This window comes from Pseudomonas sp. LAMO17WK12:I1 (assembly GCF_900177315.1).
Taxonomy (GTDB): domain Bacteria; phylum Pseudomonadota; class Gammaproteobacteria; order Pseudomonadales; family Pseudomonadaceae; genus Aquipseudomonas; species Aquipseudomonas marginalis.
The window spans coordinates 1-14,634 of the sequence record NZ_FWZV01000003.1 but is presented as its reverse complement, the minus strand read 5'-3'; the positions used below and the strand labels follow the sequence as shown (position 1 = coordinate 14,634).

The window sequence follows — 14,634 nt, the reverse complement described above, 5'->3', positions numbered from 1 at the left end:
CTCCTCAAACCGATGGATAGACTTTCCGTGCTTCCCAAAGCCCGCGCGCTGACGGCGCGGGTACCACGGCAACAACATCACCACGGGAAAACAAGCATGTAGCTGACAAGACCAGACCTTAGCGATTCATTCGCTGATCTCACTTGCAGAGTAGCGCGAAGCTATCACCTCCACCAGAGGTGCTTGAATGGCATACAGGAAATGTTCAGGCGGCGGGAGAGATGTCGAGGATTTGAATACTGTTCTGGTCTTTGAGGATCTTGACCGTTGGCTCGGGCTTGCGGCCCTCAAGGTCGTTGAGGTCCAGTTCGGCGGCCACGGGCACCAGCTTGTTGCGGATCATGTGTGCCGCATCTTCGAGGCTGGGCTTGTGCTCGCAGGTGAACTGCTCCACGGACTGTACGCCGTGATCATCAACGAAGGTAATCTGCCACTTTTGCATCGGTGCCTCCTCGATAAAACCCATGTGTGGGCTTACATCTATCTGGACCTTGAGGGCTCGGCAAACGTTCCACTCAAGTCAGGAAGCACCGGATCAAGCACAGTTATTTTTCAGCGTGTTCCTTCAAGGCTTTCAGGGTGTTGAACGGCGCTTCCACCACGAACTTGTTGGCCAGCCACGACGGCACGCTGCCGCCTGGCTCGGTGTGTACCTGGTAGGTGACTTCGGTCTCATTGGCGCCTTTAGGGACCAGTTTCCAGAAGCCCTCGACCTGAGCGACTCGCACGTAGCCTTTTTCTTCGGGCTTGTAGGTCGGCACGCCCTGCAGCTTGCGGGTTACGCTGCCGTCGGCGTCCTTGGTGGTGGTGACATGGATATATGAATCACGATCGGTCACCGGGAAAGGCGCCTTGAACTGGGTGTAGGTCCAGGCCTCATCGCCTTTCTTGTCCACCAGCTTCTGGGATTTGCACTCATGAATCCACGAGCAGGCACCGGCCACATCTTCCTGCAGGGCCTGGATCCTGGCGACAGGCGCCTTGATCACGGTCACACCGCGATACGCCTTGTATTTGGAGCCGGCGACTTCGCTCAGGGACACCTTGATACCGTCTTCATCCTTGGCAACCTGCCAATCCTCAGCCTGGGCAGTGGCAGCAAATACCAGGGTAAAACCGCACAGCACAGCCATTCGTTTCAGCGAACCCATTGTTGTATTCCTTATTGTTGAAGTTCCGATAGTAAAGCCCCTCAAGCCGCCGTCATCTGCTCCCACCAGCCGATCAACCGGATCGCATCGGCCTGGTCGGTGCCGCAGACATCGATATCCGCCTTGAAATCACTGCACACCGCCGGGCGCTCCGGCTGGCCGAACAGTTGGCACAGCTGTTCGACCGACAGGTGCAGGCAGCGTTCGCCCGCCGGTTTGCCATTGGGCATCCCGGGTAACGGCGAACTGATGGAGGGGGCGATGCAGCAGGCGCCACAGCCTTCACGGCAATTCATGACCAGCAGGTCCTCGACGACTCAATAGGGACGGCCGGGCTAGGGTACGCCCTTAAACAGTCGTTTTAAAATGGGTTAACAGGGGTTTTTCGCACAAAACAAAAGTGACCGACCAGTCTGCGACAAATGGTCGACGGCCTGCGTCACTTTGTAGGAAAAAGTTTACTGTTTGAACTCGAATTCCAACGCGGCACCTTCCACTTCACGGCGCTCTTCGTTGCGCAGTTGCAGCTTCATCTCATTGCTGAGCAAACGGCCGTTGATCTGGAACGCACTGTTGTCGGTGGGCTTTTCACCGAACATCGGCGGCAACAACGGCACGCTCTTGGGCTTGGGCACGGTACCCAGGGGCTGCAGATGCCTGACCATGTCCGAAGGCAGGGACAAATCCAACTGTGCCGGTGGCAGTTTGGTCTGTGCCACTTCCTGGGCTGACTTGGATTTTTTCGCCGTCGACGCACGTTTTTTCGCCGTGGCGGTTGGTTTTTTCGCGACGGGGGCTTGCTTGGCGGGGGAAGGTTTTTTTGCCGGGGCATCCTGCCGGGTATTGGCAGCGGGCTTGTTTTCAGCCACGGGTGCCGCCGCCAGCGCTGTGCCGACGTTACACAGGCTTAACAGGCCAATCACCAAAGCAGCGCGAACAATCGAAGTCATATTGCCTACAGCATTAACGGCAGAGGGCCATATGCTCGCTTGTTGTGCGCGGCATGACAAGCGCGGTGATCAGCCAGCTATCGGCGCTGCGCCTTTTCGGCGCCTCAAAAGCCGGCTGCGGTTTCCTGGCATAGCTGGCTGGCCAGCATCCCCAGGGTCATCAGCGCACGCTCTGCTTCGCGGTTCCACGGTGTGCCGCAGTTAAGGCGAATACAGTGGTTGAACTGCTCGGTATTGCTGAAGATCAAGCCCGGCGCAATGCTGATGCCCTGTTGCAGGGCGCGCACGTGCAGTTCCTGGGTATTGACCCGCCCTGGCAAACTGACCCACAAGATAAAGCCGCCCGTCGGACGAGTCATCTGGGTGCCTTCCGGGAAATACTGCTGCACCGCCAGTTGGAAGGCGCTGAGATTCTTGCGGTATTCCTGGCGGATGTAACGCAGGTGCCGGTCGTAGCCGCCGTTCTCCAGATACGCTGCCACGCCCATCTGGGTGACGCTGCAGGCCGAGTGGGTGCTGAACATTTGCAGGCGCTGGATTTCCTGCTGGTACTTGCCGGCGATCATCCAGCCGATGCGCACACCCGGCGACAAGGTCTTGGAAAAGCTCGAGCAATAAATGACCCGGTCCAGGCGATCATAGGCCTTGAGGGCCTTGGTGCGGCCGAGTTCGAACATCAGTTCGCCGTAAATATCGTCTTCGACAATCTGGATGTCGAAATCCGAGGCCAGGCGCAGCAACTGTTTCTGCCGTTCCTCGGGCATGGTGCCGCCCAGGGGGTTGCTCAGGCGCGTGGTCAACACCAGGGCCTTGATCGACCATTGGTTGGCGGCCAGTTGCAGGGCTTCCAGGCTCATGCCGGTGGACGGGTCGCTGGGGATCTCGATGACCTTGAGGCCCAACAGGTCGGCCAGTTGCAGCAAGCCGTAATAGGTCGGCGATTCAGCCGCGATCAAGTCGCCGGGGCGTGTCAGCACCCGTAGCGACATCTGCAAGGCGTCAACACAGCCGTGGGTGATCACCACTTCGGAGGGGTCCACCACCACGCCGGCGTCACGCATGCGAATCGCCACCTGGCGACGCAGCGGCTCGAAACCGGGGCTGAACATGTAGCTGAAGGCGCGTGGGCTCTGGAAGCGCGTGACCTTGGCCAATTGCTGGTGCAGCGCCCGTACCGGCAGATAGTCGACGCTCGGCACGGCGGCGCCCAGGGGAAATACACCTTCGCGGCGCGACTCGCCCAATACCTGCTGGATAATGCTGCTGCGGGTGACCAACCCCGGGCGCTCGACCCGCGCGATGTCCGGCGTGGGCGCCGTGAGTGCTGGCGTCTGGTGCACGTAGTAACCGGACTGCGGCCGTGCCCGGATCAGCCCCTGGTCTTCCAGGTTGGCGTAGGCCTGCAATACCGTAGCGTGGCTGACATTGAGCTGGGAGCTCATCTTGCGCACCGAGGGCACGCGCTCGCCAGGTTGATAGACACCGCGACGGATGTCCTCAGCCAGTTGCTGGGCGATACGTTGGTAAAGCAACAGATTGGTCATGACGCAGCACTCGATTTCACGGGTATTTTATTTTTGTGTGAAACATACCAGCACAGTTTAGAAGTGTACGGGGACAGTTGCCACAATAGTCGAGCGCGCGCGGGAGTGACAGTAAAAACTGTAAGGTGAGTGGAGAGAATACTCAGATGTATACAGAACAATGTGGGAGGGGGCTTGCTCCCGATGACGGAGTGTCAGTCGCCGAAAATAGTGACTGGTCCACCGCTATCGGGGGCAAGCCCCCTCCCACCCTTTTGATTTGCGCAAGGCTTCAGCGAGCGGCGCCCAACTGGCCCTTCTCGTCGGAGAACACTATTTCCACGCGACGGTTCTGCGCGCGGCCACGCTCGGAGGCGTTGGCTTCCACCGGGTACTGGTCGCCGTAGCCTTCAACCTGGATGCGCTTCTCATCGATCCCCAGGTCCACCAGCACATCGGCCACCGACTGCGCACGATCACGGGACAGTTTGAGGTTTTCCTGCTGACCACCGGTATTGTCGGCGTACCCCTCGATGCGCACCACACGCTTGGGGTTCAGTTGCAGGAACTGCACGATTTTCAACACCGTGCGGTTGGCCGAATTTTTCAACTCCGCTTCGCCGGTATCGAACAGCACGTCGCCCAGGGTCATCACCAGGCCGCGATCGGTCTGGGTGGTGGTCAGGCTGGCGATCTGTTCTTCGAGCCATTTACCCTGCTGCTGCACGCTGATCAGCTTGCTTTCGCGCAGGGCCAATTGCAGGCGCTGGCGTTCCAGTTCGAGCTTGGCGGCACGCTCTTCGTTAAGTGTCTGCTCGGTGTGTTCGCGGGCGATGGCACTGTAGCGCTGGCTCAGGTAGGCGTAATGCACCACGTCGGCACCGCTGCCCCAGTAGCTGGACAAACGGTCGGCCCGCGCCAGGGATTCGCCGGCGCGGATCACGTCCTTGGGTGCGATACGCAGCACGTTGGCGTCTTCCTTGACCTTCTGGAAGTCGCTGCCCGCCTGTTGCAAGGCCTGTTCGCCATTGGGGTGGCTGGCACAACCGCCCAGTGCCGCACTGCCCAGCAGCACCGCACAGCCCAGACCACGGATCATCGGGTTCATTGGGCTTCTCCCAGCTGCAATTGCTTGCGCAGGCGCGTGATGCGGGTGTTGAGCACGTTCAGTTGTTCCTGGCTCTTGCGGGTCAGTACCTGGGCTTCGGCCAGGCGCGCGTCCAGCTCGGCCTGTTCGGCCTGCATGCGCGCGTCCTTGTAGGATTGCTCGGCCATGTCGGCCTTGGCCTGGGCGAATTTGTCCTCGGCCAGTTTCAGTTCGGGTGATTCATCGGCGCTGGCGCCCACGGCGTTGGCTTGTTCCAGGGCTTGCTGGGTGAGGCGAATTTGTTCATTCGGCGCAGGATCGGCCGCACATCCCGCCAGAGCGACAACGGCGAGGGCCGCGAAAAAAGGTCGAAGAGTCACTGAAAATCCCTACTTTGTTGGGGTGCCGACGGGTTGTTGCAATTGCGCTTTCCAACGCTCCAGATTGCGCTGCAGCGCGGCTTCCGTCACACCAGACCCGGGCAATTCTGTCATCTTTTTGGCCAGCTGTCCGCGCAGCCACGGATCATTGCAGGCCGAGTTGTGGGAAATCGCCAGGTACAGGCCGGGCTGATCGACGGGCACGTCGCGGGCGACCAGGTCATTGCTCATCCCTAACGTCTGGGCCATGGCCATGCCGGAGTAACGCCCGGCCAGCACGTAGTCCACTTCCCCCAGCAGCAGTTTCTGGAAGGCCGGGGTCAACGTGGGCAGGCGTTGCAGGGTCAGTTGCTGGCCGGCGAAGGTTTCAAAGTCGCGGCTCAAGCGTGCTCGCTCCGACACTGCACCCTTGTGGCCATGCAGGTCGGCCGCCGTGGTATAGGCCAGCGCCGAATCCTTGCGGGTCCAGACCAGATAATCGAGCTGTACCAGCGCCGGGTGGATGTAGTCGAGGGTTTCCAGCTCGCCAAGGTTCAGCGGTGCATCGGCGAGGATGTCCATGCGCCCGCTGCGCACTTCGTCCAGGGCCAGGGAACGCTTGCCGCCGTAGAGCAGGTCGATTTTCAACCCAAGCTCCTTGGCTACCTGTTGCAAGACATCGGCGGTGGCGCCGATCAGGTGCGTCGGGTCTTGGGGATCGCGCCACAGCAGCGGCGGTGCGTCCGGGCTGCCGGTGATCACCAGGCGGTCACATTTGCCGGCTGCCTGGGTCAGGCTCGGCAGCAGCGTAAGTCCCAGCAGTACGGCCCAGGGGCGCAGTTCCATAGCGGTTTCTCCGGCGTTCAAAAAAGCCCGGGCCAAAAAAAGCCCGGTCACTAGACCGGGCTCTTTATAAGTGAAGCGGCTGGATTAGACCAGCTTCTCCAACTCAGGTACGGCTTCGAACAAGTCCGCCACCAGGCCGTAATCGGCCACCTGGAAGATCGGTGCTTCTTCGTCCTTGTTGATCGCGACGATCACCTTGGAGTCTTTCATGCCGGCCAAGTGCTGGATCGCGCCGGAGATACCGACGGCGATGTACAGCTGTGGCGCAACGATCTTGCCGGTCTGGCCGACCTGCATGTCGTTGGGTACGAAGCCTGCGTCGACGGCCGCGCGGGAGGCGCCGACCGCAGCGCCGAGCTTGTCGGCCAGGGCGTACAGGTGCTTGAAGTTGTCACCGTTCTGCATGCCGCGGCCGCCGGAAACGACGATCTTGGCAGCGGTCAGCTCAGGACGGTCCGACTTGGCCAGCTCTTCGCCGACAAAGCTGGAGGTGCCAGCGTCGTGGGCCGCGGAAACAGCTTCAACGGCAGCCGAGCCACCTTCAGCGGCAACCGGGTCGAAACCGGTGGCACGCACGGTGATGACTTTGACGGCAGCGGTCGATTGCACGGTGGCAATCGCGTTACCGGCGTAGATCGGGCGCTTGAAGGTGTCGGCGCTTTCTACCGAGATGATCTCGGAGATCTGGTCAACGTCCAGCTGCGCGGCAACGCGTGGCAGGATGTTTTTGCCGTTGGAAGTGGCGGCAGCCAGGATGTGGCTGTAGCCAGCGCCCAGCTCTGCTACCAGAGGGGCGACGTTTTCCGGCAGTTGGTGAGCGTAAGCGGCATTGTCGGCCAGCAGTACTTTGCTCACGCCAGCCACTTTGGCTGCAGCCTCAGCCACGGCGCCAGCGCCTTGACCGGCGACCAGTACGTGGATGTCGCCACCGATTTTAGCGGCAGCAGCAACAGTGTTCAGGGTGGCCGGGGCCAGCACCTTGTTGTCGTGTTCAGCGATTACCAAGATAGTCATTTTTAGATTACCTTCGCTTCGTTTTTCAGTTTCTCGACCAGTTCAGCCACCGACTTGACCTTGATGCCCGCGCTGCGTGCAGCCGGCGCTTCGACTTTGACGGTCTTGTTGGTGGAGGCGGTGGAAACGCCCAAAGCATCCGGAGTCAGCACTTCGAGAGGCTTCTTCTTGGCTTTCATGATGTTTGGCAGGGACGCGTAGCGCGGCTCGTTCAAACGCAGGTCGGTGGTGACGATGGCCGGCAGTTTCAGGGAAACCGTCTGCGCGCCGCCGTCGATTTCACGGGTCACGGCAACGTTGTCGCCGCTCACTTCGACTTTGGAAGCGAAGGTGCCCTGGCCGTAACGGGTGAGTGCAGCCAGCATCTGGCCAGTCTGGTTGTTGTCGCTGTCGATCGCCTGTTTGCCGAGGATCACCAGTTGAGGCTGTTCCTTGTCGACAACGGCCTTGAGCAACTTGGCCACGGCCAGGGAGGTCAGCTCTTCAGCGGACTCGACCAGGATAGCGCGGTCGGCACCCAGTGCCAGGGCGGTACGCAACTGCTCTTGAGCAGTGGTCGGGCCGATGGAAACCACAACGATTTCAGTCGCCACGCCTTTCTCTTTCAGGCGTACGGCTTCTTCCACGGCGATTTCACAGAAAGGGTTCATCGACATCTTGACGTTAGCAAGGTCGACGCCGGAATTGTCCGCCTTGACGCGAACTTTCACGTTGTAATCGACAACGCGTTTGACAGCTACAAGAACCTTCATGGATTCCTCGTTACTCTCCGGTGAAAAGAAAGTCGCCTAGGCGAACCTGGCGGTTGATGCTCATCGGCACACAAGGGCACCTCCAAAAACGGCGGCGAATGACCTTGCTCACGGGAAGTGATGACCGTTCGTCAGTGGTGACTGGGAGGTCATTCTTTATCGCGGCGTGTAAACTGCGCGCCATCAATTAAACGCGCGTCACCTGTTTTGCCTTTGCCGTGCTTTTGGACGTGCTCTTGAAACCTACAGTCTGCCTACGGTCTGTGCAAAACCGACCGTATATTGACCGGAACGCCTATTCTGGTCAATACGGCAAAATGGCCAGTCATAAGCCGCGTTGCTTTGATTTACCTAGCCTGCGGGCAATTCAAACAAACGTTTGTATTGGACGCTGACAGTGGTCTATATATAATGCGCCACCTAGAGAGACAGGTGGGTCATCCCCTGCCGTTGCGCACGGCGATGACGGACACGACACCGAACCTCCACCCATTAGAAAAAAAGCCTGTTGAGCCTTGAGTAGGAGATAGCCTGTGGAACGCGAATACATGGAATTCGACGTGGTCATCGTCGGCGCTGGCCCGGCGGGCCTGTCTGCCGCCTGCCGACTGAAGCAGAAGGCCGCCGAAGCCGGTAAGGAAATCAGCGTCTGCGTGGTCGAGAAAGGCTCCGAAGTGGGCGCACACATCCTCTCCGGTGCCGTGTTCGAGCCCCGCGCCCTGAACGAACTGTTCCCGGACTGGAAGGAACTCGGCGCCCCGCTCAACACCCCCGTGGTGCGCGATGACATCTATGTGCTGCGCAGCGCCGACACCTCCACCAAGGTGCCTGACTTCTTCGTGCCCAAGACCATGCACAACGAAGGCAACTACATCATCTCCCTGGGCAACCTGTGCCGCTGGCTGGCCCAGCAGGCCGAGAACCTGGGCGTGGAAGTCTACCCAGGCTTCGCCGCCCAGGAAGCACTGTTCGATGAAAACGGCGTGGTGCGCGGGATCATCACCGGCGACCTGGGCGTCGACCGTGAAGGCCAGCCAAAGGAAGGCGTCTATACCCCCGGCATGGAACTGCGCGGCAAGTACACGCTGTTCGCCGAAGGCTGCCGTGGGCATATCGGCAAGCAGTTGATCCAGCGTTTCAACCTGGACAGCGACGCCGACGCCCAGCACTACGGCATCGGCCTCAAGGAAATCTGGGAAATCGACCCGGCCAAGCACCAGCCAGGCCTGGTGGTGCACACCGCCGGTTGGCCGCTGGACATCATGAGCAACGAGAACACCGGTGGCTCGTTCCTCTATCACCTGGAAAACAACCAGGTGGTGGTTGGCCTGATCGTCGACCTGTCCTACAGCAACACCTTCCTGTCGCCCTTCGATGAGTTCCAGCGCCTCAAGCACCACCCGGTGCTGGCCCAGTACCTGGAAGGCGGCAAGCGCATCAGCTACGGCGCACGCGCCCTGGCCAAGGGCGGTATCAACTCGTTGCCGAAGATGGTCTTCAAGGGCGGCGCGCTCATCGGCTGCGACCTGGGCACCATGAACGTGGCCAAGATCAAGGGCAGCCACACTGCGATGAAGTCCGGCATGCTCGCTGCCGATGCCGTGGCCGAACGCCTGCTGGCCGAATCCGAAGGCGGCGATGAGCTGACCAACTATGTCGACAGCTTCAAGGCAAGCTGGCTCTACGAAGAACTGTTCGCCAGCCGCAACTTCGGCCCGGCGATGCACAAGTTCGGCCCGATCATCGGCGCCGGCTTCAACTGGTTCGACCAGAACATCCTCGGCGGCAAGATGCCGTTCACCCTGCACGACACCAAGCCGGACTACGCCTGCCTGAAGCTGGCCAAGGACAGCAAGAAGATCGACTACCCGAAACCCGACGGCAAGTTGAGCTTCGACAAGTTGAGCTCGGTGTTCATCTCCGGTACCAACCACGAAGAAGAGCAGCCGTGCCACTTGAAGTTGAAAGACCCAAGCATCCCGATCGGCACCAACCTGCCGCTCTACGATGAACCGGCGCAGCGTTACTGCCCGGCCGGCGTGTATGAAGTGATCACCCAGGAAGACGGCGAGAAGCGCTTCCAGATCAACGCCCAGAACTGCGTGCACTGCAAGACCTGTGACATCAAGGACCCTTCGCAGAACATCACGTGGGTCACACCGGAAGGTGCGGGCGGGCCGACTTACCCGAATATGTAAGCCAAGCGAGGCTCCCGAATGGGAGCCTTTTTTATGCAGTCAAACTCGGACAACTGTGGGAGGGGGCTTGCCTGAAATGACTAGGCAGCCCGCTCTTCGCCAGGGTTGCGCTCGAAGTAGCGCTTGTACTCGCGACTGAACTGCGACGTACTCTGGTACCCCACGCTATGCGCCGCCTGCGCCACGCCCATGCCCTCCACCAGCAGCAACTGCTGAGCCTTGAGCAAGCGCAAACGCTTCAAGTACTGCACCGGCGACAGCAGCGTGCAACGCTTGAAATGCTCGTGAAACGTCGACGCACTCATATGCGCGTACCCCGCCAACGTCTCGATATTCAGCGGCTCGGCGTAATGGGCATGCAGGTGATTCAACGACGTGGCGATCCGCGAAAACTGCCCCTGCTGTTCCACCAAGGCGCGCAGCACATCGGCCTGGGGGCCGCGCAAGGCGGTGAACAATAATTCCCGCACCCGCGCCGGGCCCATGATCCGGCTTTCCAGTGGATCGTGCAGGCACTGCAGCAGCCGCTCCACGCAGCCGCGCATGGCGTCATCCAGGACCACCGAACTCATCGACTCCAGGGTTTGCGCGGTCGGCGGCGGACCGGCCTGCATGCCCATGGCCATCACCAACTCACCCAGCACCACGCGGTCGATGCCCACGGTCACCCCCAGCAGCGGCGCACCGGGCGCCATGGCGAATGTCTCGCACTCGAACGGCACCGGCATCGCCTGGATCAAGTAGTGCCCGGCGCCATACTCCAGCGTACGCGGGCCCAGGTAGGCGACCTTGCTGCCTTGGGCGACGAACATCAGGCTCGGCTCGTAGATCTGCGGACCGCGTGCCACGTCGCAACTGGCGCGCAGTACTTGCACACCCGGCAGGTGGGTCGGGGAGAAACCGTCGCGGGACGTCAGCCCCTCGATCAGGGCAACCAGCGTGGCGTTGGCATCAACATGGCGGGTCAACAGCATGGCAAAAAACTTCGCGAATAAGGGATGAGAGCATCATCGCAGGTCTGGCCGCAGATGAATCCAAACAGGGGGCACTCCCGGACGAATAGGCATGAGACTCGGAGCAATCGCCATGGCCGCATCAGGGGGTGACGCGGAAAATGGCCCGCCTCATCTGTCCCTGCTTTTGCGAGGTTTTCGCCATGTATACCGCCATCGGTTACGCCGCCCAGTCGGCCACCACTCCCCTCGCCCCCATGTCGTTTGAACGCCGCAGCCCGCGCGCCGATGACGTGGCCATCGAGATTCTCTACTGCGGCGTGTGCCATTCCGACATCCACCAGGCGCGCAACGAATGGGGCATCGCCGTGTACCCGCTGATGCCGGGCCACGAGATCGTCGGCAAGGTCACCGCCGTCGGCGCCCGCGTGACCGCGCATAAAGTCGGTGACCTGGTCGGTGTCGGCTGCATGGTCGATTCGTGCCGCCACTGCGAAGCGTGCAAATCGGACCTGGAGCAATATTGCCTCGAAGGCCCGACCATGACCTACGCCACACCGGACCGCGTCGACGGCAGCAACACCATGGGCGGTTACTCCGACAGCATCGTGGTCAGCGAGCACTTCGTGGTGAAGATCCCGGCCAAGCTCGACCTGGCCAGCGCCGCGCCGATCCTGTGCGCGGGCATCACCACCTATTCGCCGCTCAAGCACTACGGCGTCAAGGCTGGCGACAAGGTCGGGGTTCTCGGCATGGGTGGCCTGGGCCATATGGGCATCAAGTTCGCCAAGGCCATGGGCGCGGAAGTGACACTGTTCACCCGCTCGGCGAGCAAGGCTGAAGAAGGCCGCCGCCAGGGTGCCGACCATGTGATCGTGTCCACCGATGCCGAACAGATGCAAGCCGCCGCCGGCAGCTTTGACTTCCTGCTCGACACCATCCCGGTGCAGCACGACCTGAACCCCTACCTCGACGTATTACGCTTTGATGGCGTGCACATCCTGGTTGGCCTGATCGAGCCCGTGGACCCACCGGTCAACGCCGCCAAACTGGTATTGGGGCGTAAAGTGCTGGCCGGTTCGCTGATCGGTGGCATTGCCGAAACCCAGGAAGTCCTGGATTTCTGCGCCGAGCATGGCATCACCTGCGACATCGAAATGCTCGACATCCGCCAGATCAATGAGGCCTATACCCGCATGATCGCCGGTGATGTGAAGTACCGCTTTGTCATCGACATGGCAACCTTGAAGGTCTGATCAGGCCTTCGCACCCAACTCCGCCGACAGCCGCGCTGCGACCTGTTTGATCACAGGGATCAGCTCGGCCATTTTCTCCAGCGGCATGTAGGGCACGGTACTGGCGATGCTGATGCCGGCGACGATTCGCCGGCTGGCATCGCGCACCGGTGCCGCTACGCAACGGATCGACGGTTCGTTGTCTTCCAGGTCGAACGCATACCCGCCCACCACATACTCACGCATGCGCTGCTCGAACTGCGCCCAGGACTGTTCTGGATGCTGCGGCCATTGCAGGTTTTTCCCACCCGCCGGCAGGCTGGTCTCGTACAAGCGCTGCCACTCTTGCACCGAGTCATCCAGCAGCATCGCCTTGCCCACGCCCGTGCGCGCCAACGGCATGCGATGGCCGACCCGCGAGCGCATTTCCGGACCGTTGCGGCCAGGGTTCTTGTGCAGGTAAAGCACATCGTCGTATTCGCGAATGGCCAGGTGGATGGTGTCGCCGGTCAATGCCGACAGCTCATCCAGGTACGGCACCGCCAGGGTCACCAGCGGCAGCTCTTCGCGGGCCTGAAACCCCAGCTCGATCAACTTCGGCCCCAACAGGTAGCCGACTTGCGGCACCACGCGCAGGTAACGCTCTTCCACCAGGCAACTGGCCAGGCGGTGGGTGGTGCTGCGGGTGGTGCCGATGCGCCTGGCGATCTCTTTCAGATCCCGCGCACCGGCCGCCACCGCCTGCACGACGCCCAGGCCACGCAGCAGGGTCTGGGTGCCGGTGGGGGCTGCGTCTTTGACGGGGGTGTGGGCGTTTTCCTGCATATCGGGCCTATAGGTATGAAAGCGGGGGCATTATGGCAAATACCGTCCCTCAATACAGTGGCGATCCAAAGGTGGGAGGTGTTCGGTCTAGCGCTGCTTCATGCGGTCGATGATGACCGCCAGCAACAGGATCGAACCACGAATCACGTACTGGTAGAAGGTGTCGATATTCTTCAGGTTCATCGCGTTCTCGATGATCGCCAGGATCAGCACCCCGGCAATCACATGGCGGATCATGCCGATGCCGCCGCTCAACGACACCCCGCCCAGCACGCAGGCGGAAATCACCGTCAGCTCGAACCCCTGGCCGATCATCGGCTGGCCCGAGGTCATGCGCGAGGCGAGGATCACCCCGGCCAAGGCGCCGATCAGGCCGTGCACAGCAAAGATGATGATCTTGGTGCGGTCAACGTTCACCCCGGCGAGCAACGCGGCTTCCTGGTTCCCCCCGATCGCCATGGTGTTGCGCCCATAGGTGGTGTAGTTCAACAGCCAGCCAAAAAACACAAAGCACAGCACGGTGATGATGATCGGCACCGGCACGCCCAACAGTTGGCCGTTGCCGAACACAAAGAAATCCTCGTTCATCACCCCCACCGCCTTGCCGTTGGAGAAGATATAGGCCAGGCCGCGCACGATCTGCATGGTCGCCAACGTCGCGATCAACGCATTGATACGCAGCTTGGCGATGACAATGCCGTTGATCAGCCCCACCACCAGGCCCATGGCCAATGCAGCGAACACACCGAGCGTCACGCTGTCGGTGTCGCGAATCACGATCCCCGCCACCACACCGGCGCAGGCGATCACCGAGCCCACCGACAGGTCGAAGTGCCCCGACGCCAGGCAGAACAGCATGGTGCAGGCGGCAATGCCCACGGTGGAAATCGCCAGGCCCAGGCCACGCATGTTCAGCGGCGAGAGGAAGTTGTCGATAAACAGCGCGCTGAGCACAAAGATGCCCAATGCCGCCAGCAGCATCACCCAGTCATCGAGAAACTTGCGCTGGTTGAAACCCGGCCAGAAGCCCTTTGCAGTTTTTACCTGAGACATGCCTACACCCTCTTATTCTTCAAGCCCGCGAACGCGGGAGTGCCAATTGCAGCAGGCGTGCTTCATCCGCTTGATCGCGGCTCAGCTCGCCGGTCAGCGCGCCTTCGCTCATCACCAGGATGCGATCGGAGATGCCCATCACTTCCATCAGGTCGCTGGACACCACAATCACCGCAATACCGCTGGCGGCCAGGTTATGAATGATCTGGTAGATCTCCGACTTGGCGCCGATGTCGATGCCGCGAGTCGGCTCGTCCAGCAGCAGCACCTTCATCGGCATCGACAGCCAGCGGCCAAGAATGGCTTTCTGCTGGTTGCCGCCGGACAGGTACATGATCTTTTGCGCGGCGGTCGGGGTTTTAACCTTCATCGCCCTGATCTGCTGGTCGGCATTGCCCTTCTCCCAGCCATCGCGCAGCAACCAGCCGAACGAAGAGTGGGCGCCACGGGCGCTGATATTGATGTTCTCGGCGACGCTGGACAGCGGAATGATGCCTTCCTTCTTGCGGTCTTCCGGGCACAGCAGTACACCGGCGGCGATGGCATCACGCGGTGAGCGCAGTGTCAGTGCTTCACCGCAGAGCTCCAGGCTGCCGGCGCTGGCGCGCTCCAAGCCGCTGAGCAAACGGAACAGCTCCGTGCGCCCTGCCCCGACCAAGCCGAACAGGCCGAGAATCTCGCCCTTGCG

Annotated in this window: 16 protein-coding genes; 2 read left to right on the top strand and 14 right to left on the bottom strand. The window is 60.9% G+C overall.

The window, feature by feature from the left end; translation table 11 throughout:
- Positions 1–205: 205 nt before the first annotated feature.
- The 10 genes from B9N88_RS05170 to B9N88_RS05125 form a co-directional block, all read right to left on the bottom strand.
- On the bottom strand, positions 206–442 hold the full coding sequence (locus tag B9N88_RS05170; protein ID WP_027603638.1) for a hypothetical protein: 237 nt from the start codon (positions 440–442) through the stop codon (positions 206–208).
- 103 nt (positions 443–545) lie between these two features.
- Positions 546–1,151, bottom strand: a complete 606-nt coding sequence (locus tag B9N88_RS05165; protein WP_027603637.1) for an START domain-containing protein — start codon at positions 1,149–1,151, stop codon at positions 546–548.
- A gap of 41 nt (positions 1,152–1,192) precedes the next feature.
- Positions 1,193–1,447, bottom strand: coding sequence for a YkgJ family cysteine cluster protein (locus B9N88_RS05160; RefSeq protein WP_017527406.1), 255 nt, complete (start codon positions 1,445–1,447; stop codon positions 1,193–1,195).
- Between the two features lie 162 nt (positions 1,448–1,609).
- Entirely contained in the window at positions 1,610–2,101 is a 492-nt protein-coding gene (locus B9N88_RS05155; protein WP_027603636.1) for a hypothetical protein, read from the bottom strand.
- Positions 2,102–2,205: 104 nt separating this feature from the next.
- Positions 2,206–3,645, bottom strand: coding sequence for an aminotransferase-like domain-containing protein (locus tag B9N88_RS05150; RefSeq protein ID WP_017527404.1), 1,440 nt, complete (start codon positions 3,643–3,645; stop codon positions 2,206–2,208).
- 271 nt (positions 3,646–3,916) lie between these two features.
- Complete coding sequence (locus B9N88_RS05145) at positions 3,917–4,732, bottom strand: OmpA family protein (RefSeq protein WP_027603635.1); 816 nt, start codon at positions 4,730–4,732, stop codon at positions 3,917–3,919.
- Positions 4,729–5,091 carry a DUF4398 domain-containing protein gene (locus B9N88_RS05140; RefSeq protein WP_027603634.1) on the bottom strand — a complete coding sequence of 121 codons (363 nt, stop codon included), beginning with the start codon at positions 5,089–5,091 and terminating at the stop codon, positions 4,729–4,731. The genes B9N88_RS05145 and B9N88_RS05140 overlap by 4 nt, the downstream gene beginning before the upstream one ends.
- 9 nt (positions 5,092–5,100) lie before the next feature.
- A complete protein-coding gene (locus B9N88_RS05135; RefSeq protein WP_027603633.1) occupies positions 5,101–5,916 on the bottom strand; it encodes a substrate-binding periplasmic protein in 816 nt (271 codons plus the stop codon).
- Between the two features lie 84 nt (positions 5,917–6,000).
- Positions 6,001–6,930: an electron transfer flavoprotein subunit alpha/FixB family protein gene (locus tag B9N88_RS05130; protein WP_027603632.1), complete on the bottom strand. Its 930-nt coding sequence runs from the start codon at positions 6,928–6,930 to the stop codon at positions 6,001–6,003.
- Between the two features lie 2 nt (positions 6,931–6,932).
- Positions 6,933–7,682, bottom strand: coding sequence for an electron transfer flavoprotein subunit beta/FixA family protein (locus B9N88_RS05125; protein ID WP_027603631.1), 750 nt, complete (start codon positions 7,680–7,682; stop codon positions 6,933–6,935).
- Positions 7,683–8,215: 533 nt separating this feature from the next.
- Between B9N88_RS05125 and B9N88_RS05120 the strand changes: the two genes are divergently transcribed.
- Entirely contained in the window at positions 8,216–9,880 is a 1,665-nt protein-coding gene (locus B9N88_RS05120) for an electron transfer flavoprotein-ubiquinone oxidoreductase (protein ID WP_027603630.1), read from the top strand.
- A gap of 80 nt (positions 9,881–9,960) precedes the next feature.
- On the opposite strand, the gene B9N88_RS05115 is transcribed toward B9N88_RS05120, so the two are convergent.
- Positions 9,961–10,854, bottom strand: coding sequence for an AraC family transcriptional regulator (locus B9N88_RS05115; RefSeq protein ID WP_027603629.1), 894 nt, complete (start codon positions 10,852–10,854; stop codon positions 9,961–9,963).
- Between the two features lie 182 nt (positions 10,855–11,036).
- Between B9N88_RS05115 and B9N88_RS05110 the strand changes: the two genes are divergently transcribed.
- On the top strand, positions 11,037–12,089 hold the full coding sequence (locus B9N88_RS05110) for an NAD(P)-dependent alcohol dehydrogenase (protein WP_027603628.1): 1,053 nt from the start codon (positions 11,037–11,039) through the stop codon (positions 12,087–12,089).
- Here the strand turns inward: B9N88_RS05110 and B9N88_RS05105 are convergent, their stop codons facing one another.
- The 3 genes from B9N88_RS05105 to B9N88_RS05095 form a co-directional block, all read right to left on the bottom strand.
- Positions 12,090–12,893 carry an IclR family transcriptional regulator gene (locus B9N88_RS05105; protein ID WP_027603627.1) on the bottom strand — a complete coding sequence of 268 codons (804 nt, stop codon included), beginning with the start codon at positions 12,891–12,893 and terminating at the stop codon, positions 12,090–12,092.
- Between the two features lie 87 nt (positions 12,894–12,980).
- Positions 12,981–13,946 (bottom strand): L-arabinose ABC transporter permease AraH, encoded by a 966-nt coding sequence (gene araH / locus B9N88_RS05100; protein WP_027603626.1) that lies wholly within the window; start codon positions 13,944–13,946, stop codon positions 12,981–12,983.
- 19 nt (positions 13,947–13,965) lie between these two features.
- The coding region (locus tag B9N88_RS05095) for an ATP-binding cassette domain-containing protein (protein ID WP_143491242.1) at positions 13,966–14,634 on the bottom strand (669 nt) is incomplete at its 5' end.